This window comes from Streptomyces flaveus (genome assembly GCF_014647675.1).
Classification (GTDB): Bacteria; Actinomycetota; Actinomycetes; order Streptomycetales; family Streptomycetaceae; genus Streptomyces; species Streptomyces flaveus.
In genome coordinates this window covers 234,378-257,611 of the sequence record NZ_BMPQ01000011.1, presented here as the reverse complement: position 1 = coordinate 257,611, position 23,234 = coordinate 234,378, and the positions used below count along the sequence as shown (strand labels likewise).

At 71.0% G+C, this 23,234-nt stretch carries 18 protein-coding genes and 2 pseudogenes; 11 read left to right on the top strand and 9 right to left on the bottom strand.

Going from position 1 to position 23,234, the window contains the following annotated elements:
- Positions 1-42: 42 nt before the first annotated feature.
- The gene (locus IEZ21_RS23415) at positions 43-837 is read right to left on the bottom strand and encodes an IclR family transcriptional regulator (protein ID WP_246568070.1); all 795 of its coding nucleotides are present in this window, start codon (positions 835-837) and stop codon (positions 43-45) included.
- 193 nt (positions 838-1,030) lie between these two features.
- Between IEZ21_RS23415 and IEZ21_RS23410 the strand changes: the two genes are divergently transcribed.
- The 4 genes from IEZ21_RS23410 to gnd are packed head-to-tail and all read left to right on the top strand — an operon-like array spanning position 1,031 to position 4,952.
- The gene (locus IEZ21_RS23410) at positions 1,031-2,029 is read left to right on the top strand and encodes a cyclase family protein (RefSeq protein ID WP_189323868.1); all 999 of its coding nucleotides are present in this window, start codon (positions 1,031-1,033) and stop codon (positions 2,027-2,029) included.
- Positions 2,029-3,096, top strand: coding sequence for an NAD(P)-dependent oxidoreductase (locus tag IEZ21_RS23405; RefSeq protein WP_189323867.1), 1,068 nt, complete (start codon positions 2,029-2,031; stop codon positions 3,094-3,096). Before IEZ21_RS23410 ends, IEZ21_RS23405 begins: the two co-directional genes overlap by 1 nt.
- Positions 3,093-4,049, top strand: a complete 957-nt coding sequence (locus IEZ21_RS23400) for an NAD(P)-dependent oxidoreductase (RefSeq protein ID WP_189323866.1) — start codon at positions 3,093-3,095, stop codon at positions 4,047-4,049. The genes IEZ21_RS23405 and IEZ21_RS23400 overlap by 4 nt, the downstream gene beginning before the upstream one ends.
- Before the next feature lie 6 nt (positions 4,050-4,055).
- Complete coding sequence (gene gnd / locus IEZ21_RS23395; protein ID WP_189323865.1) at positions 4,056-4,952, top strand: phosphogluconate dehydrogenase (NAD(+)-dependent, decarboxylating); 897 nt, start codon at positions 4,056-4,058, stop codon at positions 4,950-4,952.
- Between the two features lie 454 nt (positions 4,953-5,406).
- On the opposite strand, the gene IEZ21_RS23390 is transcribed toward gnd, so the two are convergent.
- A complete protein-coding gene (locus tag IEZ21_RS23390; RefSeq protein ID WP_189323864.1) occupies positions 5,407-6,960 on the bottom strand; it encodes a gluconokinase in 1,554 nt (517 codons plus the stop codon).
- A 287-nt stretch (positions 6,961-7,247) separates the two neighbouring features.
- Between IEZ21_RS23390 and IEZ21_RS23385 the strand changes: the two genes are divergently transcribed.
- From IEZ21_RS23385 to IEZ21_RS47760, 6 genes and pseudogenes are all read left to right on the top strand, one after another.
- On the top strand, positions 7,248-8,138 hold the full coding sequence (locus IEZ21_RS23385) for an NAD(P)-dependent oxidoreductase (RefSeq protein ID WP_246568068.1): 891 nt from the start codon (positions 7,248-7,250) through the stop codon (positions 8,136-8,138).
- A complete protein-coding gene (locus tag IEZ21_RS23380) occupies positions 8,135-8,944 on the top strand; it encodes an SDR family oxidoreductase (protein ID WP_189323863.1) in 810 nt (269 codons plus the stop codon). The genes IEZ21_RS23385 and IEZ21_RS23380 overlap by 4 nt, the downstream gene beginning before the upstream one ends.
- 17 nt (positions 8,945-8,961) lie before the next feature.
- Positions 8,962-10,026 carry an L-idonate 5-dehydrogenase gene (locus IEZ21_RS23375; RefSeq protein ID WP_189323862.1) on the top strand — a complete coding sequence of 355 codons (1,065 nt, stop codon included), beginning with the start codon at positions 8,962-8,964 and terminating at the stop codon, positions 10,024-10,026.
- Positions 10,027-10,122: 96 nt separating this feature from the next.
- The gene (locus tag IEZ21_RS23370; protein ID WP_246568066.1) at positions 10,123-11,178 is read left to right on the top strand and encodes a 2-hydroxyacid dehydrogenase; all 1,056 of its coding nucleotides are present in this window, start codon (positions 10,123-10,125) and stop codon (positions 11,176-11,178) included.
- Positions 11,162-11,674 (top strand): annotated as a pseudogene (locus IEZ21_RS48870) (ATP-binding protein); the annotation flags it as partial. The gene IEZ21_RS23370 and the pseudogene IEZ21_RS48870, both read left to right, overlap by 17 nt.
- A gap of 40 nt (positions 11,675-11,714) precedes the next feature.
- Positions 11,715-12,620: pseudogene (locus tag IEZ21_RS47760) on the top strand (IclR family transcriptional regulator); the annotation flags it as partial.
- Between the two features lie 137 nt (positions 12,621-12,757).
- Here the strand turns inward: IEZ21_RS47760 and IEZ21_RS47755 are convergent.
- Entirely contained in the window at positions 12,758-14,134 is a 1,377-nt protein-coding gene (locus IEZ21_RS47755; protein ID WP_373302275.1) for an RICIN domain-containing protein, read from the bottom strand.
- A gap of 31 nt (positions 14,135-14,165) precedes the next feature.
- Positions 14,166-15,596: an endo-1,4-beta-xylanase gene (locus IEZ21_RS23355; RefSeq protein WP_189323860.1), complete on the bottom strand. Its 1,431-nt coding sequence runs from the start codon at positions 15,594-15,596 to the stop codon at positions 14,166-14,168.
- 886 nt (positions 15,597-16,482) lie between these two features.
- Between IEZ21_RS23355 and IEZ21_RS23350 the strand changes: the two genes are divergently transcribed.
- On the top strand, positions 16,483-17,964 hold the full coding sequence (locus IEZ21_RS23350; protein WP_189323859.1) for a non-reducing end alpha-L-arabinofuranosidase family hydrolase: 1,482 nt from the start codon (positions 16,483-16,485) through the stop codon (positions 17,962-17,964).
- 178 nt (positions 17,965-18,142) lie between these two features.
- Here IEZ21_RS23350 and IEZ21_RS23345 read toward each other — a convergent pair whose 3' ends face one another.
- From IEZ21_RS23345 to IEZ21_RS23325, 5 genes are read right to left on the bottom strand one after another with little or no spacing between them, the layout of a single operon-like run.
- Entirely contained in the window at positions 18,143-18,871 is a 729-nt protein-coding gene (locus tag IEZ21_RS23345) for an alpha/beta fold hydrolase (RefSeq protein WP_189323858.1), read from the bottom strand.
- A gap of 34 nt (positions 18,872-18,905) precedes the next feature.
- Entirely contained in the window at positions 18,906-19,604 is a 699-nt protein-coding gene (locus IEZ21_RS23340) for a maleylpyruvate isomerase family mycothiol-dependent enzyme (RefSeq protein WP_189323857.1), read from the bottom strand.
- A complete protein-coding gene (locus IEZ21_RS23335) occupies positions 19,601-20,437 on the bottom strand; it encodes a fumarylacetoacetate hydrolase family protein (RefSeq protein ID WP_189323856.1) in 837 nt (278 codons plus the stop codon). The genes IEZ21_RS23340 and IEZ21_RS23335 overlap by 4 nt, the downstream gene beginning before the upstream one ends.
- Positions 20,434-21,564 (bottom strand): cupin domain-containing protein, encoded by a 1,131-nt coding sequence (locus IEZ21_RS23330; protein WP_189323855.1) that lies wholly within the window; start codon positions 21,562-21,564, stop codon positions 20,434-20,436. Before IEZ21_RS23330 ends, IEZ21_RS23335 begins: the two co-directional genes overlap by 4 nt.
- A complete protein-coding gene (locus IEZ21_RS23325; protein ID WP_189323854.1) occupies positions 21,554-23,227 on the bottom strand; it encodes a (2,3-dihydroxybenzoyl)adenylate synthase in 1,674 nt (557 codons plus the stop codon). The genes IEZ21_RS23330 and IEZ21_RS23325 overlap by 11 nt, the downstream gene beginning before the upstream one ends.
- Positions 23,228-23,234 lie beyond the last annotated feature (7 nt).

The window sequence follows — 23,234 nt, the reverse complement described above, 5'->3', positions numbered from 1 at the left end:
CCGTGGGGTGTACCGAAGAGGGCGTCGACCCGCCCCTGGGGCTCAGCCGCCGCCGACCGGCGCCCCCTGCGGAAGCATGGGGTTCTCCAGCCCCGCCGCTACGACGCGCAGGTCCTTGAGCAGCGCCTCGCGGAACTCGTCGTCGAGCCGGGCTTTGAGCACGGTGACACTGATCGCGAACGGCGCCGAGTCCGCACGGAAGCCGTTGACCGGCACGGCAAGACAGAGAATGCCCGCCGTGGCCTCCTCGTCGTCGATCGCGTAGCCACGCTCCCGGGTCTCGGCCAGGTCCGCCATCAAGGCGGGCACGGAGGTGATGGACCGCTCGCTGAGCGCGGGCAGGGCGCGGCCTCGCAGCCGGTCCTCGGCCACCGCCGGGTCCAGGGTGGACAGGATGGCCTTGCCGGTGGCCGTACAGTTCGCCGGGAAGCGGTCGCCGATGTTGGCGGTCAGCCGCAACGGCTGCGTACCGTCGTAACGCCCCAGATAGAGGACGTCCAGGCCGTCGAGTACAGCGACCCGGGCGGTCTCCCGCGAGATGTGGGCGCTGCGTCGGCACAGCTCGTAGAAGTCGCGCAGCTGATCGACGGTGGCCAGATAGCGGCCGCCGAGCTCGACGAGCTTGCGCCCCAGGCTGAAGCCCGAACCGTTTCGTGCGATCATGCCGGCCGCCTCCAGTGAGGCGCACAGATTGCCCGTCGAGGACTTCGGCAGGCCCAGGGCGCGCGCGATCTCACTCACCGACAGGGGGCGCCCTTCCGCCTCGCCGAGCGTGTCGAGGATGGCCACGGCCCGCGTCACGGCGGGGACGAGACCTCCCGGGTCACTTGCGCTCACCAGTAACTCCACCCATCATTCTGTTCGTCGTTCAGCATATTGGCTATTGTCTCTCGTGTGCCCCCGAACGACAATGCCGTCGGCGCACGCTTTTGCCGTCGAGATTCTTCGCATCCCTTCGGACACCTCGACCGTAGCGCGCCCTCAGGGCCCGCCGACGGCACCCTCCGAGCCTTGGAGCGCTGAGCAGCAGATGACCAGCAGCCCGCACGATCCACCTCCCGCCTCCTCCGGCCCCGCCGGTGACGCCTCCGGCAGCGGACCGGACAACGGACCCGCCCTGTCCCGCGCGGAGTTCGACACGCTCTTCGACGAGCTGCGCACCTGGGGCCGCTGGGCCCCGGACGAGGCCGACCGCGGCGCGTGGAACGGGGTCACCCCCGAACACGCACGGCGCGCCACCGCCCTGGTGCGAACCGGCACCGCCGTCCCCACCGCCCTGCCGTGGAACACGGTGCCCGGCCCCGACAACGGCAAGCCCGCGCTCCACTACATGTCCGACCTCGGCGACGTCGAAGCCCCCGAACCGTCCTGCCACAAGGACTTCATCGCCGTCGACTACCACGGCAAGGGCGTCAGCCACCTCGACGCCCTCTCCCACATCGCGTACCGCGGACAGCTCTACGACGGCCGCACCGCACGCGAGGTCGTCGACGCGGGCGGCGCCCGCTTCGGCGACGTGTCCGCGCTCGGGCCGCTCGTCACCAAGGGCGTACTCCTCGACCTGCCCGCCGTCCTCGGCGTCGACTGGCTGGAGCCCGGCCGGGCCGTGCACGCCGAGGACGTCGCCGCCGCGGAGAAGGCGCTCGGCGTCACCATCGGCGACGGGGACGCGGTACTGCTGCGCTCCGGCCACTTCCGGCGCCGCGCCGAACTCGGCGCCTGGAACCCGGACTCCGCGAGCGCCGGCTTCCACGTGGACGCCATGCCGTTGTTCGCCGAGCGCGGGATCTCGCTGCTCGGCGGCGACGGCGACAGCGACGTACGGCCCTCGCCCGTCGAAGGGCTGCATTCCCCCGTGCACGCCCTCGCGATCACCGCCATGGGCGTGCCGCTGCTGGACAACCTCGACCTCGAAGCGCTCTCCGCCGCTTGCGCACAGGCCGGCCGCTACGAGTTCCTGTTCGTCGTGGCCCCGCTGAACGTCCCCGGCGGCACGGGTTCGCCCGTCAACCCGATCGCGGTGCTGTGATGGGCGCCCCGGGATTCAGAGTCGGCGTCAGCCGGGACTTCCTGAACACGGACGGCCACAATGTGTGGGGTGACATCCGGCTCGGCGAACTCGACGCCGCCGGGATCGACTGGCACTACCTGCCGCGCGACACCGCAGAACTTCTCGCGACCGACGTCGACGGCCTGGACGCCGTCCTGTTCGCCGGCCCCGCCGTCACGGCACGCACCTTCGAGGGCGCGATCCGCCCGCCGCTCCTCTTCGCCCGCTTCGGCGTCGGCTACGACGCCGTCGACCTCGACGCCTGCACGCGCAACGGCGCCCTGGTGACCATCACCCCGGACGGCGCCCGTCGCCCGGTCGCCACCGCCGCCCTCACCCTGCTTCTGGCCGTGCTCCACAACGTGACCGCCAAGGACCGGCTGGTACGGGAAGGGCGCTGGGCCGAGAAGGAGCAGTGGATGGGCCTCGGGCTCACCGGCCGCCGTATCGGTCTGCTCGGCCTCGGCAACACGGCCCGCGATCTGGTCGGGCTGCTGCGGCCGTTCGAGGTCGACATCGTGGCGTACGACCCGTACTGCCCGCCGGAGACTGCCGCCGGGCTCGGCGTACGGCTCGCGGACGCCGACACCGTGATGGCGGAGGCCGACGCCGTGATCGTGATGTGCGCGCTGACGGAGGAGACCCGTCATCTCGTCGATACGCGGCGGCTGTCGCTGATGAAGCCCACGGCCGTCCTCCTCAATGTCGCCCGCGGGCCCATCGTGGACGAGGCCGCGCTGATCGAGGCGCTGCGGGTGCGGCGCATCAGGGGCGCGGGACTGGACGTCTTCGAGAGCGAACCGCCCGCCCTCGACAACCCGTTGCTGAGCATGGACCAGGTCGTGCTCAGCCCGCACGCCCTGGCGTGGACCGACGAGATGTCCGCCGGGAACGGTGGCAGCGCGGTGCGGGCCGTGCTGGAGGTGGCGGCGGGCCGCGTACCGCCCTTCGTCGTCAACCGGGATGTGGTCGGCAGCCCCCGACTGACCGGCCGGCTCGCTGAATTGACGGCTCGTCAGGAGACCCCGGCGGGAGCCGGCACATGAGCCCTGACAACGGCACCGGCACTGCTCGTCCGGACGTCGGCACCGGGCAGCCTGGGCCGGCGACCGTCGGCTTCCTGGGGCTCGGCGCGATGGGACTGCCCATGGCGGTCAACCTCGCACGGACAGGTTTCGACGTGCTCGCCTGGAACCGCGGCCGGCTCCCGCTGGAAGCCGCGGCAGCCGCCGGCTGCCGCAGCGCCGACCGGCCGGAGCACGTGTCCGCCGCCGCACCGGTCGTCCTCACCATGCTCCCCGACCTCCCCCAGGTGATCGAGGTGTTGGACGGCCCGGGCGGACTGCGCTCCGGCCGGCCGGTCATGGACACCCTGGTCGTGATGGGCACCGTATCCCCCGTCGCCGTCCGCGCCCTCGCCGAGAAGCTGCGCCCGCACGGCATCGCGGTCGTCGACGCACCGGTCAGCGGCGGGGTGACCGGCGCCCGCGACGCCACCCTGTCGATCATGGCCGGGGGCCCGGCGGAGACCGTCGCACGGGTCCGCCCCTGTCTGGAGGCGATGGGCTCGACCGTACGGCGCCTGGGAGACACCGGCGCCGGCTCGCTCGCCAAGGCCTGCAACCAGCTCGTCGTCGCCGGAACCCTGGTCGCGCTCGCCGAGGCCGTACTGCTCGGCGAACGCGGCGGCCTCGAACCCGCCGCACTGCTCGACGTACTGGCCGGCGGCCTCGCCTCCTCCGAAGTGCTCACGCAGAAACGGCACCACCTGGCCGAGGGGGACTTCACCCCGTCCGGCCCGGCCCGCTACCTCCACAAGGACCTCGGGTTCGTCCTGGACAGCGCCGCCGACGAACACGTCACGCTGCCGCTCTCCACCACCGTCGCCGGGCTGTACGCGGCGGTCGTGGAACAGGGCCTCGGCGACCTGGACAACAGCGTCGTCCTCGGCCTGCTGCGCGGCGGCTCCCCCAACTCCGATCACCACACGAAGGACTGAAGACACATGCAGGTAGGAATCGTCGGCCTCGGACGCATGGGCGGCAACATGGCGGCCCGCTGGCGGGACCGCGGCCACGAGGTACTCGGCTACAGCCGCACCTCCCCGGACCGTGACGCCAGTTCCCTGGAGGAACTCGTCGGCAAGCTCGCCGGGCCCCGCGTGGTGTGGCTGATGCTCCCCTCGGGAGAACCGACCCGCCAGGCCCTGCGGCAGCTCGCGGAGCTGCTGTCCCCCGGCGACGTGATCGTCGAGGGCGGCAACTCGCGCTTCAGCGACGACACCGAGCACGCCCTGATGCTCGCCGGGCACGGCATCGGCTACGTCGACTGCGGTGTCAGCGGTGGCGTCTGGGGCCGTGAGAACGGCTACGCCGTGATGTGCGGCGGCCAGGACGAGCACGTACAGCGCGTCTGGCCGCTGCTGGAGTCGCTCGCCCCGGACAAGGACGGGCTGTGCCACGCGGGTCCGGTGGGCGCCGGTCACTACTCCAAGATGGTCCACAACGGCATCGAGTACGGCATGATGCAGGCGCTCGCCGAGGGCTACGAACTGCTGGAGGCCGGCGAGTACGTACCCGACGTGCCCAAGGTGCTCGCCTCCTGGCGGCACGGCACGGTCGTCCGCTCCTGGCTGCTCGATCTCCTCGTCCGCGCCCTGGAGGAGGACCCCGGTCTGGCCGCCCTCTCCGGCCGCGTCGACGACTCCGGTGAGGGCCGCTGGACGGTCGAGGAGGCGGTACGCCTCTCCGTGTCCGCCCCGGCCATGACCGCGGCCCTCTTCGCCCGCTTCGCCTCGCGCAAGCCGGACGCGGACCAGCTCAAGGCCCTCGCGGCGATGCGCCAACAGTTCGGCGGCCACGCCGTGCACGCCACCGCCGCGGGCGCGGCGGAGCAGGGCTGACCGGTCCTGCCGGGCCCGCAGCACGTCCGGGAGCCCGCGATGGCCGTACGGCAGCCGTACGCACAGCCGGCGGCCGGTGGCCGGGGATGACCGGCACCCAGGTGCGAGCGCCCAGCGCCGTGCGATCGCACCGCAGGGGCCGTCGAGCCGCCCCGCCAGCGCCCGTGGCCCGATCCGCGCCTTGCCCATCACGGGTGCACCCCTGACCTCGCCCGGAAGAGGCGAGAACGGGGACCGGGCTGCCAGGAGCCGTAGCCGCCGACCGCTACGGCGCCCGCCGGGCTCGGGGTCGCCTTCGGCGCTCTCGCGCTGCGCGCGGCGGACCCTCTCGCGCCCCTCCTCGGGCTGAACGGACCCCTCGCGCCCTACCGGGTGGCCTTCGCGCTGCTCGCGCTGCTTCCCCTGGTCACGGTCGTGGAGGCGGCACGACTGCGGCGGGACGCCGGAGCCGTGGTCACCGGTGCGGCTCCTGGACCCCGCGCAGGAGTTGGTACAGCTCTTCGCTGAGGCCCCGGGTCTCCGCCAGCCGCCGCGCCGCCGTCGGGTCCGGGATCACGGTGCGGTGGGCGCGGGCACCGGGCACCGGGGAGGTCAGCGAGGGCAGGGCTCCGAGCGCGTGCCGGGCGAGCAGCGCGGCACCGAAGCCGGAGCCCGCGGCGTCGTCGGTGATCTCCAGCGGCATGTCGAGCGCGGCGGCGACGATCTCCGCCCAGAGGGGGGAGCGCAGGGCGCCCCCGGTGGCCCGTACCGAGGTGATCGGCGCGTCGGCGGCGACCAAGGAGTCGCGGACGAAGGCGAGTTGCTGCCCGACGCCCTCGATCATGGCCCGGGTCATATGGGCCCTGCCGTGTCCGCGGCGCAGCCCGATCAGGGCGCCGCGCGCGTCCGGGTCCCACCAGGGGGCGCGTTCCCCCAGCAGATGCGGCAGGGCGATCAGGCCCTCGGCACCGGGTTCCACCTGAGCCGCCTCCTTCAGCAGGTCGCCCACGTCGACGCCGCCGAAGGACTCGGCGGCCCACTGGGCGACGACCCCGGCGTTGCTGACCGCGCCGCCGAGCACCCACAGCCCGTCCGCGAGGTAGTAGCAGAACACCCGGCAGCGTTCGTCCACGCCCGGCCGGTCGCGTACGACACGCAGGGCGCCGCTGGTGCCGAGAGACAGCGCGGCGGTGGCCGGCGCGGTGGCACCGACGGCGAGATTGGCCAGCGGGCCGTCCCCGGCACCCGCCACCACGGGCAGGCCGGCGGGCAGCCCCAGCGCTGCGGCGGCTTCGGGGAGCAGCGTGAACAGGGCGGTCGGCTGCACCAGTTCGGGCAGCCGGTCGGCGCTCACCCCCGCGATGTCCAGGGCGGGGCGGTGCCATCGGGTGGTGCGCATGTCGAGCAGGCCGGTGGCGGACGCGCAGGACAGATCGGTGACCAGGCTGCCGGTGAACCGGGAGAGTACGTAGTCCTTCAGGCCGCACCAGGAGGCCGAACGCCGCACGAGTTCCGGCTCGTGTGCCGTGAACCAGGCGAGTTTGGTGAGCGGGGCCATGGAGTGCACGGGCGTTCCTGTCGCCCGGTGCAGCGCGGCGGCATCGGCGTTCTCGATGCTCACGGCGCCGCTGCCGCTTCCGGCCAGGCTGTTCCCGGTGCCGCGGCTGCTCCCGGGCGCCCCCAGGCGTCTGGCGATGCCGGCGGCCCGGGTGTCCGCCCAGCTGAGCGCCGGGGTCAGCGGTTCGCCGGAGGAGTCCAGGGCGAGCAGGGTGTGCAGGGCCGCGCTGAAGGACAGGGCGGCGACCGTGAGACCACGCCCGGCGCAGATCGCGGCGCTCTCCCGTACCGCTTCGACGACCCCGGCCAGCACCGTCTCCGGGTCGTGGACGGCTTCCCCGTGCCGCCCTGTGTGCAGGGGTGCGGGACGCTCGACGGTCGAGACCACCCGGTACGCACCGTCCACCGCGACGACTTTGGTGGCGGTGGTGCCCAGGTCGATCCCGAGCACCACCTGGGCCTCGTCCTTCATGATCGTCTCCGTTTCCGTCTCAACGGACGTGGAAACACGCCGTACATCTGCGGACGACCAGGACCGTAACAGCATGCGAGACTCAAGCCAATATACTGAACAGGCGGGCCTGCATGGACGTGCTCCCAGCTTGCCAATTCCAGCCCCTGAGTTCCCTTTGAGCAGCAATTACATCGCGGCCTACCCCTCAGTGAGAGGTTTTACTGTGCCGCACAGTTGCGCCCCCTGACCCATCTAGTTCAACATGTTGGCTCAAGTACAGCATTTGGTTCTGGAGGTAGGTCTGAGTGTCAGGACATCCGGAGGTGGGCGTCGCCGGGCTCGGGGTCATGGGGTCAGCCATCGCCCGCCGACTGCTGCGGCGTGAACGCACCGTGCGGGTCTACGACGTCCGGCAGGACGCGGTGGCGGAACTCGCCGGGGACGGGGCGGAACCGGTGGACTCGGCTGCACAGCTCGCCGCGTCCTCCGTGGTGATCCTTTCCCTCAACACCGCCGACATCGTCGAACAGGTGGTCTTCGGCGACGAAGGAGTCCTCACCGCCGGCCCGGAGGGCGTACTCGTCATCGACATGTCGAGCATCGATCCCGGGCGCACCCGCGCCTTCGCCGAACGAGCCGCGAAGCTCGGCGCCGGCTGGGTCGATGCCCCTTTGTCGGGCGGTGCGCCGGGCGCGGAACGCGGTGAGCTGACGCTGATGCTCGGCGGTGAGGAGGCAGACGTGGAACGGGCGCTGGCCGTGCTCGGGGCGCTCTCCTCCCAGCTCACCCACATCGGCCCGCCCGGCTCCGGGCAGCTGGTCAAGTCCGTCAACCAGGTGCTGGTCGGCTGCGGATTCGCCGCCCTCGCCGAGGCCGCCGCCCTGGTGCGGGCGGCCGGTCTGCCGCCACGGCACGTAAAGGCGGCGCTCACCGGGGGCAGGGCCGACTCGGTGCTGCTCCAGGAGTTCTTCGTCAAGTTCGCCGAAGTCGACCTCACGCCCACCGGGCGGGTCAGCAACATGGTCAAGGACCTGGAGGCGGCCCGCGACTACGCGCGCTCGACGGGAGTACCGCTGCCGGTCACCACCGCCGTCTCCGAACTGCACCGCTGGCTGGCCGCCGCGGGCCACGGCGACGCCGACAACGCCGCGCTCATGCACTACTACGGACACGGTCCGAACGGAGACCAGTCATGACAGCTTCTGCCCACGGTTCGGCGGAGCGATCCGCCAAGGGCCCCGCACTGTTCGGCCTCTCCGGGCGGCTGGCCCTGGTGACCGGTTCCAGCAAGGGCATCGGAGCGGCCCTCGCCACCGGACTGGCCGAGGCGGGCGCCGAACTCGTCCTCAACGGCCGCGACCCCGAGGCCCTGGAACGGGCCCGCGGCGAACTCGCCGAACGCACCGGGACCAAGGTGCACGCCGTGCCCTTCGACGTCACCGACGAGGCGGCCGTACAGGCGGGGGTTCAGGAGATCGAGGACCGGATCGGCCCGCTGGACATTCTCGTCAACAACACCGGTGTACAGCACCGAGAACCACTCCTGAAGGTCTCCGCCGAGAACTTCGAGCGGGTCCTGCACACCAACCTCACCAGCGCCTTCCTGGTCGGCCGCGCGGTGGCCGCGGGCATGGTCGGACGCGGCCACGGAAAGATCGTCAACATCTGTTCCGTACAGACCTGGCTCGCCCGTCCGGGCATCGCCGCCTACGCGGCGTCCAAGGGCGGCCTCGCGATGCTGACCCGGGGCATGTGCGCCGAGTGGGCCGGTTCGGGGCTGACGGTCAACGGACTGGCGCCCGGCTATGTGGTCACCGAACTGACCCGCCCACTCGTCGACGACCCGGCCTTCGACTCCTGGATCCGGGGCCGCACCCCGGCCGGGCGCTGGGCCTCGGTCGAGGATCTCGTCGGAACGCTGGTGTGGCTCGCCGCCCCCGCGTCGGACTTCGTCAACGGCCAGGTGATCGCCGTCGACGGCGGCCTGACCGCGGTCATCTGAGAAAGGACCGAGGACACATGAATCCAAGCTCGATGCGAGCGGTCGTGGCCCACGGGGCGGGGGACCTGCGCCTGGAGGAGCGTCCGGTGCCGGAGCCCGGGCCCGGTGAGGTGGCGGTCGACATCCGCTACGGCGGGATCTGCGGCTCCGACCTGCACTACTGGCGGCACGGCGCGGTCGGCGAGTTCCGGCTGCGCGAACCGCTCGTCCTCGGTCACGAGATCGTCGGCCGGGTGCGCGCCGCGGGCCCCGGCGCCCAGGCCCCACCGCCCGGGACCCCGGTGGCCGTGCACCCGCTGGCCTCCTGCGGCACCTGCCGACAGTGCCTCGCGGGACGGCGCAACACCTGCCTGGACACCGGCTATCTGGGCAGCGCCGCCCGCAACCCCCACGTCCAGGGCGGCTTCGCGGAGGTCCTGGTGGTGCCCGCGGAGCGGGTGCTGTCCCTGCCCGAGGGCCTGGACATGCGGCTCGCCGCGGTAGCCGAGCCCGCGGCGGTCGCCTGGCACGCGGTACGGCAGGCCGGTGACGTACGTGGCAAGCGGGTCCTGGTCACCGGCGCCGGACCGATCGGCTGCCTGGTGGTCGCGGCCCTGCGCGCCGCCGGAGCCGGTGAGATCACCGTGACCGATGTCCACGAGGCCCCGCTGGCCGTCGCCAAGCAGGTGGGCGCCACCTCGACCGTACGGGTCGACGGCCCGGCGGCCGATCGGGAAGAACTGGAAGGACTCGCGGCGGACATCGCCATCGAGTCCTCGGGCAACCCCGCCGGGCTGCGCACCTGCGTGTACGGAGTGGACCGGGGCGGTCTGGTGGTGGGCCTCGGCCTGCTCCCGCCCGGGGACACTCCGGTCGCCGCGAACGCGATGATCACGAGGGAGCTGCGGCTGGTCGGCTCCTTCCGCTTCGACACCGAGCTCGGCGAGGTGCTCCGGGCGCTGGCCGACGGCCGTCTCCCGGTCGGCCCGGTGGTGACCTCCGTACTCCCCGTGGCACGAACCGGCGAAGCCTTCGAACTGGCAGCCGACCCGGCGCGCTCCTGCAAGGTGCTCCTCGACTTCGCGGATCCGACGACGCCCTGACACGGCCGACGACGCCCTCACGTGACCCGACCACTCCGACCCGCCCGGGCCATCACCTCCACCCGCCAACATCTCTTCTGACCATGGGAGTTCAGCATGTCGGGCACACCCGTACCCCGCCCGCGCGTCGCAGTGAGCCGCGCCGGTCTGCCGGGGGCCGCCATGCGGTGGCTCGCCTCGCGGTACGACGTCACCTCGTGGGAAGGGACGACGCCGCCCACCACGGCCGAGTTGGGCGCGCTGGCCCGGGGCTGCGAGGGACTGCTCGTCCTCGGCAGTGACCGGGTGGACGCCGCCCTGCTGGACGCGGCCGGCCCGGGCCTCCGTGTCGTGGCGCTGGCGTCGATGGGCTACGACGGCGTGGATGTCGATGCCGCCGCCGCGCGCGATGTGGTGGTCACCCACACCCCCGGCGTGCTCGCCGACACCACCGCAGACGTGGCGATGGCGCTGATCCTGATGGCCCGGCGGCGCCTCGGCGCCAGCATGGGCGCGCTGCGGCGCGGAGAGTGGGGCGACTTCAGGATGGACGCCTTCCTGGGGCTCGACGTACAGGGCGCGACTCTCGGGCTGATCGGCTACGGGCAGATCGCCAAGGCCCTCGCGCGCCGGGCGGCCGGATTCGGGATGCGGATCCGGCACCACCACCCACGCCGCAAGGAGGACGACGAACTGTCCCGCTGGGTCACCTTCGAGGAGCTGCTGCGGACCAGTGACGTGGTGTCCGTTCACACGCCACTGACATCCGAAACCGCTGGCATGATCGGCGCACCGGAGCTCGCCCTGATGAAACCGACGGCGACGCTCGTCAACACCGGACGGGGCGGAATCGTCGACGAACAGGCCCTGCTCACCGCACTGCGCGGCGGGAAGCTGCACTCGGCGGGGCTGGACGTGATGGTGGACGAGCCACGTACGGACCCCGCCGATCCGCTGTTCGCCGAGCCGCACCTGGTGGTGCTGCCGCATGTGGGCTCGGCGACAGAGGCCACGCGCGCGGCGATGGTGGAGCTGGCGGCGCGCAATATCGAGGCCGTACTGGAAGGGAAAACGGCGCCGACTCCGCTGCCGGGGACCAGAGGGCGGCCCGCGGTGCCCCCGGGGGGACGCGAATCCGGTCTGCAGGGACCGGGACATGCGGTCAGCCGCTGAGGAAGTGCGAGCCGTGCGAATCGACCCATCGTGTACCGCTTGTGGGACGGGGTCCCATACGCGGTACCTGGCTGATGCGATCCCCGTACGACCAGGCACCGGCTCTCCCCGCGCCCGGAGTGGGACGGCCATGACTTCCAGCCACACACTCCCCCAGCCGCCACGGCCCGCTTCTCCTGCTCCGGGCACTCCGCTACGCGCCCGTATGGCCCTGCCCGCCGAGGAACACCGCGTCAGCCACCTACGGCGTTTCGCCGCCGCCGTGCTCAGCGGCTGGGCGATCAGTGGCGACACCCTCGACTCCGCCGTCCTGGTCGCCGGTGAACTGGCCGCGAACGCGGTCCGGCACGGCCGCCGGAACATGGTGCTGACGCTCGCCCTCGGCCCCGAGATCCTGCTCGTCACGGTCCACGACCACGGCGCCCGTCCCCGCCACGCCGCCGTGGGAGACGACCCTCGGCCCGAGGACGAGCGTGGACGCGGCCTCGCCATCGTCGAAGCCCTGGCGGAGTGGACCGTGATGCGCCGGCACTCCCATGGCACCCGTGTCCGTGCGGCACTGCGGCACTGCGGCACTGCGGCACTGCGGCACTGCGGCACTGCGGCACTGCGGCACTGCGGCACTGCGGCACTGCGGCACCAGGAGCCGACGCGCGCAACGAGCAGCGGGCAACAGACGCCGGACTGCAGGCAGCAAGTGGTACATCGTTCGCAATATGGGACCGAGGCAGCAGCCTGCAGCCCCGCACCCGCAGGTCCACCGCGCAGTACGGAGGAGCCTCATGACCCAGGTCGCACCACAGCCGCGGGCCAACGAACCCGCGGCGCGCTCCCTTCGCTCCGTCGAAAGCCGCTCGCCCGCGGTGACCCGCGCGGTCGCCGTGCTGGAGACCCTGTCACAGAGCCGCCGGCCCCTCACCATGACCGAACTGGCGCGCGCCCTCGACCTGGCGAAGTCCACCGTCGCGAACCTGTGCACGGCGCTGGAGGACAGCCACATGATCCGACGCGTCGACGGCCGCTGGGCTCTGGACTACAAGGTGCTCGAACTCGGCCAGGGCTTCCTCGCGGGCACCGACATCGTCAGCGAATTCCGTACGGCCACCGCGGCCCTGTCCGTCACCTCGCAGGAAACCCTGCTGCTGGCCACCCTGGACGACCTCGACGTCGTGTATCTCGCCCGGCACGACGGCAGCCAGCCCATCCGCCTGGCCAGTGACATCGGACGCCGTATGCCGGCCGTGGTCACCTCGCTCGGCAAGGCCATGCTCGCCTCCCTCCCTCTGGAGGAAATGGACCGGCGCCTCGCGAGAGTGCGGGCGCTGCCGGCGTTCACACCCCGCTCCCACCGGACCATGGACGCCCTCCGCCGCGACCTCGAGAGCATCCGCGAGCGCGGCTACGCCGTCGACGACGAGCAGAACACCGAGGGCATCACCTGTGTGGGGAGCCCCTGGGGAGAAGTGATGCGACTGATCTCCTCGCCCTACGCCCTCCGAGTTCTGGGTACGGTCGATGGGACAGACGTCGACGGAGTGGAGCCAGGATTGTCCTGGCTCCACTCCGTGGTGCGGGCGTGTCACTGGAACTGTGCGAAGAACCTCCAGATCTCTGCTTTGGTCCAGGTGGCGACGCCGCTTTCGTTGGGGGAGCCGTCGACCGGACCGGGTATGTGGCCACCGTCGAACGCGGCCCATTGGACCGGGTATCCGGCACGGCAGCCCGAGTAGGTGGTGGTGATGTGCGTTCGGCTGCCCGGCGCGGGCTCGCGCGGGCTTTGGGCAGTGCAGCCGTTGTTGGCGACGAACTTGTCGCGCAGGGACCGTCCTTGCCCGATGTTGAGGACGTTGTCGCTGATGCCGTGGATTCCGAAGTAGGCGATGGGCTGGTTGCCGCCGCTGCACCCGCTGATCTGGGCGCCGGAGATGACCGCGACGGCCCTGAAGACGTTCGCCCGGCTGCATGCGAGTGCGTAGCTCATGCCGCCGCCCCAGCTGAATCCCGTGGCGAAACGCTGTGCCGGGTTGACACAGAGGCCGCCCTCGATTCGCCGGATCATGTCGTCGACGAAGGTGATGTCCTCACCGCCCGAATTGGCCCAGCCGTTGCCGAGGCCCTGGGGGGCGACGAGGATCGCGCCGTTGTTCGACTGTTCCTGTTGGCCGTAGTAGGACCAGGCGGTCCCGCTCGTGCCGCCCGAGGCGACGTCGCCGGCGGTTCCGCCCCGCCAGTGGAACGCGAAGATCAGCCGGTAGGGGCGGCTGTTGTCGTAGTTGGCGGGAACCCTGAGGATGAAGCTGCGGCTCTTGCCGCCGCTCTGAATCGTGTGCGTCCCGCTCGCCAGAGTCGGGGCGCTGCCGCATCCGCCGCCACCACCGCCACCGGACGACAGCTTGACCATCTGCCATTGTTGGTTGGCGCCGCCCCAGTCGGAGTACTGGACGACGTTGCCGCCGTCGGCGGTGGAGGCGCCCTGCACCTCCACCGCCTTGCTGCTGCTGCGGTTGATCAGCCGGACGTGGCCCGCGTCGGAGTCCGCCAGGCGGAACTGCTGGTTGGCCCCGTTGTGGTCGGCCCACTGCTGGATCGCGGCACCGTCGGCGGTCGAGGTGCCGGCCACGTCGAGAACCTTGCCCGAATGCCGGGCCTTGAGGCGGTAGAAGCCACCGCCGGAGTCCACGAACTGCCACTGCTGGTTGGCTGCGTCGTTGCGCGTCCACTGGCTGACCCGCGCGCCGTCGGCGGTGGACGTGCCGGAGACGTCCAGCGCCTTGCCGCTGTTGCGATTGACCAGGACGTACCAGGCATTGGTGTCCACCGTCGCCGCCTCGGCGGGCGCCGGATTCACCGCGGCGAGCATGCCGATCGCGAGGGTCGCCGCCACCACGGCGGCGACCCGGGACCACCAGCGATGTCTGCGTGGAGGGGCGGGGGAAGCCGCACCGTAGGTCTTCATCGATTCACCCCTTCGTGCGTGGTAGGTCCCATCAGGTGCGGGTCCAGCGTTGGTTGCTGCCGTTCGAGCAGGAGTAGAGCTGGATCAGGGTGCCGTTGGCGGTGCCGGCTCCGACGGCGTCGAGGCAGAGGCCGGACTGGACGCCGACGATGGATCCGTCGGAGTTGAGGCGCCATCTCTGGTTGTCGCCGCCCCAGCAGCTGTAGATCTGGACCTTGGTGCCGTTGCCGGTGCCGGCTGCGTCCAGGCACTTGTTGCCGTAGACCCTGAGCTCGCCGGCGGCGGTGTGCGTCCACTGCTGGTTGGTGCCGTTGTTGCAGTCCCACAGCTGGAGCTGGGTGCCGTCGGTGGTGCCGGTGCCGGGCACGTCCAGGCAGCGGCCCGAACCGACGCCCTTGATCTGTCCGCCATCCGAAGGGGGCGTGGTGGAGCCGCCGTTGAGTGCGTTGAGGACTGCGGTGTAGGCGGGCTTCTTGCTGCCGTCGGAGTTGAACAGCAGCGGCGTGTGCTGCGGACGCCAGGAGTCGCTGTCGCGCACACCCCAGACGGTGATGCCGAGGCAGCGCGGGACGGCCAGGCAGTCGTTGGTCACGTTGGCGTACGTCGTGGGCGAGGCGCCCTGGATGTCGAGCTCGGTGATGGCCACATCCACACCGAGGGCGGCGAAGCTCTGCAGGGTGGTGCGGAAGTTGGCGTTGTACGGGCTGTCGTTGTTGAAGTGGGCTTGGAAGCCGACGCAGTCGATCGGGACGCCGCGCTGTTTGAAGTCGCGGACCATGTTGTACATGGCCTGGGTCTTGGCCCACGTCCAGTTCTCGACGTTGTAGTCGTTGTAGCAGAGCTTGGCGGCCGGGTCGGCGGCGCGCGCGGTGCGGAAGGCGACCTCGATCCAGTCATTGCCGGTGCGCTGCAGGTTGGAGTCGCGCCGGGCTCCCGAATTACCGTCGGCGAAGGCCTCGTTCACGACGTCCCACTGTGCGATCTTGCCCTTGTAGTGGGCCATCACGCCGTTGATGTGGCCGATCATCGCCTGGCGCAGGTTGCTGCCGCTGAGGCTCTGCATCCAGCCGGGCTGCTGGGAGTGCCAGGCCAGGGTGTGGCCGCGCACCTGCTTTCCGTTCTGCACCGCCCAGTTGTAGACGCGGTCACCGGCGGTGAAGTTGAACTGGCCTCGCTGCGGTTCGGTGGCGTCGATCTTCATCTCGTTCTCGGCCGTCACCGAGTTGAACTCGCGGTTCGCGATCGACGTGTACGCCGAGTCGCCCAGCCTGCCCGAGGCGATGGCGGTGCCGAAGTAGCGGCCGCTCTGCGCCGCCGCGGCGCCGAGCGTGCTCTCGGCCGCCTGTGCGGGCGGCGGCGCGACCAGTGCGGTGACCACAGCGAGGACGCCGACGACCAGCGCCAACAGCAGGCCGCGGATCTTCCGGCGGACAACGGGTCTGGGAAGGGCATACGAGCCCATGGCTGTGCCTCCAAGGTAGAAATCACGGAAGGACTGAAGCGCAGGGGAATGCGTCGTCCGCTCCCACTCGGCAGACGGACGGGGCGGGCCGGAACCCTGGCAGCACGGAATCACCGGACACCGCGGCCATGGGACCGGGACGGTCTCAACCAGCACGGACGGCACCCGGTCGGCCGTCGGGTGACGTACGGCGGGCGGCGGTGTTTCGACACAGGCATGGGGGTACCTCCATCGCGGCTCAGCCGGGGGACCGCCACGCAGCGTCGCGTACCTCTCCAACTGCGCGAAGAGCCAGGACGCGCTGGTGCGGACCTCACCGGAACGAAACGGGGTGGCGCAGGTGCATTGGTGCGCGGATCTGCCGGCAGCACAGATAGCTCAGGGCCAACAACGTTCGATATCTCGAACTATGGCCGGTTCTCAGACTGGGAGATTGAAGTATTGACGGTGGATCGTCAATACTCCCCGCAGAAGAAGTTTCGATTTCTTGCCCGAAACATTCGGAATTCCGGCGAGCCGGACGGCGAACCCCGGCGCCGCCGTCAACGGATCTCGTAGGGCCGGGACCGGGGCTTGGGCCGGGACGAGCGTGCGGACGCTTCTTGCTCGGCTTCCCGCCTCCGCGCGGACGCCTTTGGACTGGCGAGCCGTATCCGCAAACTCCGGAGTGATTCCGGTCGGCGCGACAGCTCGTCAGCCCAAAGGGGAGGGCTGTTTGTGGCCAGATCGGCGACAGGCCTTGACCAGAGGGCCCCACATTCCTAGCTTGTGGCGTCGAAGCATCCGGGAATTAGCTCGAAACATTCGAGATTGCCCCTGTCCCCCGGCACATCCGCTCCGTGGTTCATCGGGGGTCACCTCACCCCGCCCCCAAAGGAGGCCTCTGATGTGGTTACGCCACCCGTCCCCGGTCCGTCCAAGACGCTTACTCGCCGTCCTTGCGCCCTTGCTGCTCGTGGCCACCTTCCTCGGCGCCCAGCCCGCCAACGCGGCGACCGTCGACCCCAACGCCTCGTATGTGCTGGTCAACCGCAACAGCGGCAAGGCCCTGGACGTCTACAACCTGGCGACCAACGACGGCGCCCGCATCACCCAGTGGATCAGGAACGACCAGAACCAGCAGCAGTGGCAGTTCGTCGACTCCGGCGGCGGTAACTACCGCATCAAGTCCCGCCACTCCGGCAAGGTGCTGGACGTCAACAACGGGTCCACCGCCAACGGCGGCGCGATCGTCCAGCGGACCGACCTGAACAGCACCAACCAGCAGTGGCGGCTGGCCGACAGCTCGGACGGCTACGTGAGGCTCATCGCGCGCCACAGCAACAAGGCCCTCGAAGTACAAGGCGGCTCCACCGCCGACAACGCGAACATCGTCCAGTACGACGACTGGGGCGGCACCAACCAGCAGTGGCGGCTCGTCAAGGTCGGCGGCGGCAACCCTCCCGGCTCGTGCAATCTCCCGTCGACCTACCGCTGGACGTCTACGGGCGCGTTGGCGCAGCCCAAGGCCGGGTGGGCCTCGCTCAAGGACTTCACCGTCGTCCCCTACAACGGCAAGCATCTCGTCTATGCGACGACGCACGGCGCCGCGGGAACAGGAGCGGGCTGGGGTTCGATGAACTTCGGCCTGTTCAGCAACTGGCCGGAGATGGCCTCGGCCAGCCAGAACACGATGTCGAACTCCGTCGTGGCACCCACGCTCTTCTACTTCGCGCCGAAGAACATCTGGGTGCTCGCCTACCAGTGGGGAGGTGGCAGCGCCTTCTCCTACCGGACGTCGAGCGACCCCTCCAACCCCAATGGCTGGTCCGCACAGCAGGTGCTCTTCACCGGAAGCATCACCGGCTCCAGCACCGGCCCCATCGACCAGACGCTCATCGCTGACGGCCAGAACATGTACCTGTTCTTCGCCGGTGACAACGGCAAGATCTACCGGGCCAGCATGCCGATCGGGAACTTCCCGAGCAGTTTCGGCTCGACCTACACAACGATCATGAGCGACACGACGAACAACCTGTTCGAAGCCCCGCAGGTCTACAAGCTCCAGGGCCAGGACCGCTACCTCATGATCGTCGAGGCGATCGGCTCACAGGGCCGCTATTTCCGCTCGTTCACGGCCACAAGCCTGAACGGCTCATGGACACCCCAGGCCGCGACCGAGAGCAACCCCTTCGCCGGCAAGGCCAACAGCGGCGCCACCTGGACCAACGACATCAGCCACGGCGAACTGATCCGCACCACCGCCGATCAGACCTTCACCGTCGATCCCTGCAACCTGCAGCTCCTCTACCAGGGACGCAGCCCCAACTCCGGCGGCGAGTACGGCCACTGGCCCTACCGGCCGGGACTGCTGACACTGCAGCGCTGACGGCGTGACACCGGTCCGGCTCCCGTGCGGAGCCGGCGTGACGAAGAACCTGCTGGTGAGCTACTCCCCGCGGAAGCTGGGCTTCGTCCAGCAGCACGCGAAGGGCACCCGACCACGCCCGGCGCGGGTCAGGTGCCCTTCTCTGTGTGACTCTCTGTATGACGCGAAAGCGGCCGTTCTACACCGCGCAGGCCCGGACGAACGCGTCGGCCAGTTCGGCGGGGCGGGTGAAGAGGGCCTCGTGGCTGCCCGGGGTCTCGATGACCAGCGGGTTCTTGAGCCGTGGCAGGAAGCGGTCGGCCCAGGCCCACTCGCCGGGAAGGGCGAGGTCTTCCGTGCACAGGACGTAGGCGGTGGGGATGTCGAGTGCGGCGAACGCCGTCGTGTCCGCCTTCTCGGTGAAGGTACCCAGGGGCTGCGGGACGAGCAGGGCATGGACCAGGCGCTGCGTCTCCTCACTGGCGTCCTGCATGAACGCCTGCTGGAAGACCTCGAACGGGAACGTCACCGTGTCGTTGCCGGAGGCGGCCGCCACGCCGAGGAACATCTCGCCGTAGTGCGGCGGGCACGCGTCGATCAGGGACTCGCCGTCGTTCGGGACGAACGCGTTCCAGAACACCAGGCGCCGTATCCGGGATTCGAGCTTCGGCGCCGCGCCGGTCAGGACGAAGCCGCCCCAGCTGTGGCCGAGCAGGGTGATGTCGGTCAGCCCGGCACGTTCGACGTAGTCCACGAGGCTGTTCACACAGTCGGTGAGTGTCACACCGCGCGGGTCGTCGTCGGCGCCAAGGCCGGCCAGGGTGGGGGTGTGCACCTGGTGTCCGGCGGCTCTCAGCTCGGCCGCGACCGGGCGCCAGGCCCATCCGCCGTGACAGGCTCCGGTCACCAGGACGAAGGTCTCGCTCATGCCGATCTCCTTTGATCGTTCAGCCACGTCCGGCTCACAGCCAGCGTGGAAGTTCCGGGAGTTCACCGGTGGGGTGCAGTTCGTCGGTACCGCTCCGGCCGGTGAGCCAGGCGGCCAGGGCGTACGGCGGCCCGGTGACCGTGACGCCGGTGGTGGGCGTGCCGAGGACGACGGGGTCGTGGCCGTCCGCCGACAGCTCGGCACCGATACCCGGGGCGACGCGGGCCGACATCCACCCGGCCACCTCGCGTACGAGGGCCCAGGCGAACTCGGGTGGCAGCGCGTCCATGCCGACGCCCACGCGGAGGTCGGCCAGGTGGATCCACACCTCGCGGGCCCGCAGCCACGGCACTTCCGACGCCGGGATCTCGCGGCCCTGCGCGCTGACGACGGTGGCCGACCAGGCGTCGGACGAGAGTGCCTCGGCGGCTTTCCGGAAGCGGTCGGCGGACTCTCGTACGTCGGCTTGCTGTTCGGCCAGAGGCCGTCCGGCGCCCGCCTCGATGTCCGTGCCGCGCTGGTCCGGGGAGTCGTACATGGGCGTACGGATCCCCGTCCGGGCCCAGGTCAGCAGGTTGACCAGGGCGTCGGCGTTGCGGGCGAGGTGGGTGAGGAGGTGACCGCGGGTCCAGCCGGGCAGGGCGGACGGCTCGGTCACCGCGTCGGCGGGCAGGGCGTCGACCGACCGCTGCAGTGCGAGCTGCCCCTCCTCCGCCCAGCGCAGCGGGGTCACGGCTGCTTGTCCTCGACGATGGTGTTCACGCACTCCCCGATCCCCTCGGCCACGGTTCGTACGACCTGGCCGGGCTTCAGGAACACCTTGGGATCGCGGGCCGCGCCGACCCCGCCCGGTGTACCGGTGAGAACGAGGTCACCCGGCTCCAGCGTCGTGAACGTGCTGAGGTACGCGGCGATGTCCGCCGGGGTGAAGAGCAGGTCGGACGTGCGCGAGCGCTGCATGACCTCGCCGTCCACCTCGAGGCGGATCTCCAGGTCGGCCGCGTCGTCGATCTCGTCGCCGGTCACCAGCCAGGGACCGGCCGGGGTGCTGGCCTCCCACGCCTTGCCCTGCAGCCACTGCAGGGTACGCCACTGCCAGTCCCGCATGGAGACGTCGTTGACGACGGTGTAGCCGGCGATCGCGGCCGCCGCCTCCTCCTTGGTGGCCCGGCGGCGCAGCCGGGAGCCGATGACGAAGCCGAGTTCGGCCTCCCAGTCCAGCTGCTCCGTCTCGCCCGGGTGGACGATGTCGTCGCGGGCGCCGAGCAGGACGTTGGCGAACTTGCCGAAGAGAGCGGGGTACGACGGCATCTCCCGGCCCATCTCCGCGATGTGGGTGCGGTAGTTGTGGCCCACGCAGAAGATCTTGGCCGGGGTCGTGACGACCGGGGCGAGGTCGAGTGCGGCCACCTCGTGCGCCGGGCCGTCGGCGGCGGCCGCGTACGCACGCCAGTCGGGGCGGCGCAGCAGGGCGGCGACGTCGGTGGCGCCGGTCTCCACGGCCCTGACGCCGTCGAGGCGGACGGCCGCCGTGCCGGCGACGGTGCGGATGGTGGCGAGCTTCATGCGCGGGTGCTCCCGGTGTTCCCAGCCGTTTCCGGCTTCTCGGTCGTTTCGGTGCGGGCGAGGTTGAGCGCCTCGTAGAGGGGCGCGTCGCTGAAGGTGAACAGGTCGAGCTGCGTGTGCGCGGCGATGGTGAGCGCGCACCAGGAGGGGACGGCGATCAGGTCGCCTGCGGTCACCTCGATCACGCGGTCGTCGAGGGTGACGGTGCCGCTGCCGCGGAAGATCTGCCAGACCGAGGAGCCCACCGTGCGGCGCGTGGCGGTGGCCGTGCGCGGGCGCAGACGGTGCATCTCGGTGCGCAGGCTGGCGAGGGCGTCGCGGCCGGTGGCGGGGTTGGTGAAGCGGACACCGGCGTGGCCGGGCTCGATGACTCCCGGGTGTCCCTCGTCCGCCAGTTCCAGCTGGGCGGTGAGGGCGTCGTCGGTGTCGGCCCAACGGTAGGCCATCAGCGGGGAGTTGGGGCTGTCCGGCGCCCCGATCGGGCGCAGGCCCGGGTGACCCCAAAGCCGCTCGTTCCGCGACCGGGACGGGGTCGACCGGTCCGACACCCCGTCCTCGCCGAACTCGAAGAACCCCGCGTCCAGGCGGTGCACGAGCGGGATGTCGAGGCCGTCCAGCCAGACCATCGGCGCGTCGCCGACGTGGTGGTGGCCGTGCCAGTGCATCGACGGGGTGAGCAGCAGGTCGCCGGGCCGCATCTCGACGGCGTCGCCGTTGACGACCGTCCACACGCCCTCGCCCTCCAGGATGAACCGGAACGCGCCCTGCGAGTGGCGGTGGGCGGGGGCAACCTCGCGCGGGCCCAGGTACTGAACCGCCGCCCAGAGGTTGGGAGTCGCGTACGGCCGTCCGGGCAGGCCGGGGTTGGCGAGGGCGATGGCGCGGCGCTCACCGCCGCGCCCGACCGGCACCAGGTCTCCGGACCGGCGGGCGAGCGGCAGCAGGGTGTCCCACGGCCAGACGTGCGGGACGGCCTCGGGCTGTGGGGTCATCGGCATCAGGTTGCCGATCTCGGTCCACAGCGGGATGAGCCCGGCCGCCGCGAATCCGTCGTACAGCTTCCGGAGTTCGGGGTCCGTCTCCTCCGGGGCTATGACGGGCGCGATGCCGTAGCTGTCACTGGTCATCGGGGGTTCCTTCGGCGTCGAGCCGGCGCGTGATGTCGGCGCGCAGCGCTTTCTTGTCGATCTTTCCGACCTTGGTGGCGGCGAGTTCGGGGACGGTCACCAGCCGGTCCGGGAACTTGAAGCGGGCGACCCCGGCGTGCGCCATGACGCGGTGGACGTCGTCGAGGGTCACCGTGTGCCCCGGTTCCGGTACGACGTAGAGGCAGACACGCTCGCCGAGCGCGGCGTCGGGCATCGCCACGGCGGCGGCGCGCGCGACGCCGGGGGTCTGGTAGGCGAAGTTCTCGATCTCCTCGGCGGAGATGTTCTCCCCGCCTCGGATGATCATGTCCTTGTCGCGGCCCTCGACGACCAGGTTGCCGTCGGGCAGCAGCCGCACGATGTCGCCGGTGCGGTACCAGCCGTCCTCGGTGAAGGCGCGGGCGTTCTGTTCCTCGGCGCGGTAGTAGCCACGTGGGGTGTACGGACCGCGGGTGAGCAGCACCCCCGGGGCCCCCTCCGGGACCGGATCGCCCAGCTCGTCGACGACGAGGAGTTCGTCGTCCTCGCACATGGGGCGCCCCTGCGTCGTACAGATGACGTCTTCCGTGTCGTCCGGACGCGTGTAGTTGAGCAGCCCTTCGGCCATGCCGAACACCTGCTGGAGCGTGCAGCCCAGCTCGGGGCGCACCCGGCGGGCGACGTGGTCGGCGAGCCGGGAGCCGCCGACCTGCAGGAGACGCAGCGAGCTCAGGTCGGTTCCGGGGTGTTCGCGATGGTGGTCGAGCCAGCGCTGGGCGATGGCCGGGACCAGGGCCGAAGCGGTGACGCCCTCCTGCTCGAGCAGCGGGAACGCCTTCTCCGGGTTGGGAGAGCCCAGCACCACCCGGCCGCCGTTCAGCAGCGCGCCGAGCAGGCCCGGGCAGGCGAGCGGGAAGTTGTGCCCGAGGGGGAGGGCGGCGAAGTAGACCGTGTCGGCGCCGAATTCGCAGACCTCGGCGCTGCGGCGGGCGTTGTAGAGGTAGTCGTCGTGCGTGCGGGCGATGAGCTTGGGCAGCCCGGTCGTACCGCCGGAGAGCAGGAAGACGGCGATCGAGCGGCTCTCGGGCCGGTACGCGTCCACGGCGGCCCGGTCCTCGGGCGTGCCGGGAGCGGTGCACAACTCCCGCAGGTCCACGGCATCGTCGCCGACCTTGTCGCCAAGCACGAGGACGTGCTCAAGGGTTGGAGAGTCGCTCGCGACCTCGATGGCCATCGCCCGGTGGTCGTGGTCCTTGAGGAAGTCCGGCACCGCGATGGCGACGGCCTCGCTGTGCTCGACCAGGTGGCCGATCTCGTGTCTGCGGTGCCCTGGCAGGGCCATCACCGGGACGACGCCGAGGCGCAGACAGGCGTAGGTCAGGATCACGAACTCGGCGGTGTTGGGCAGTTGCACCACGAGCCGGTCGTCCGGTCGGAGCCCGAGCGCGGCCAGGCGCAGGGCCACGGCGTCCGCGCGCTCGGCGAGTTGACGGTACGTCAGCCGCCGGTCGCCGTCGACGAGCGCGACCGCGTCGGGAGTGGCGTCGGCGGCGGCGTGGAGCCGGTCGCCGATGGCGTGGCCTTCCCAGTAACCCTTCGCGGTGTAGCGCTCGGCGTACTCCGCGGGCCAGGGGACAGCGCCGTTGCTGCTCGGCCTTGGCATGGTCGTT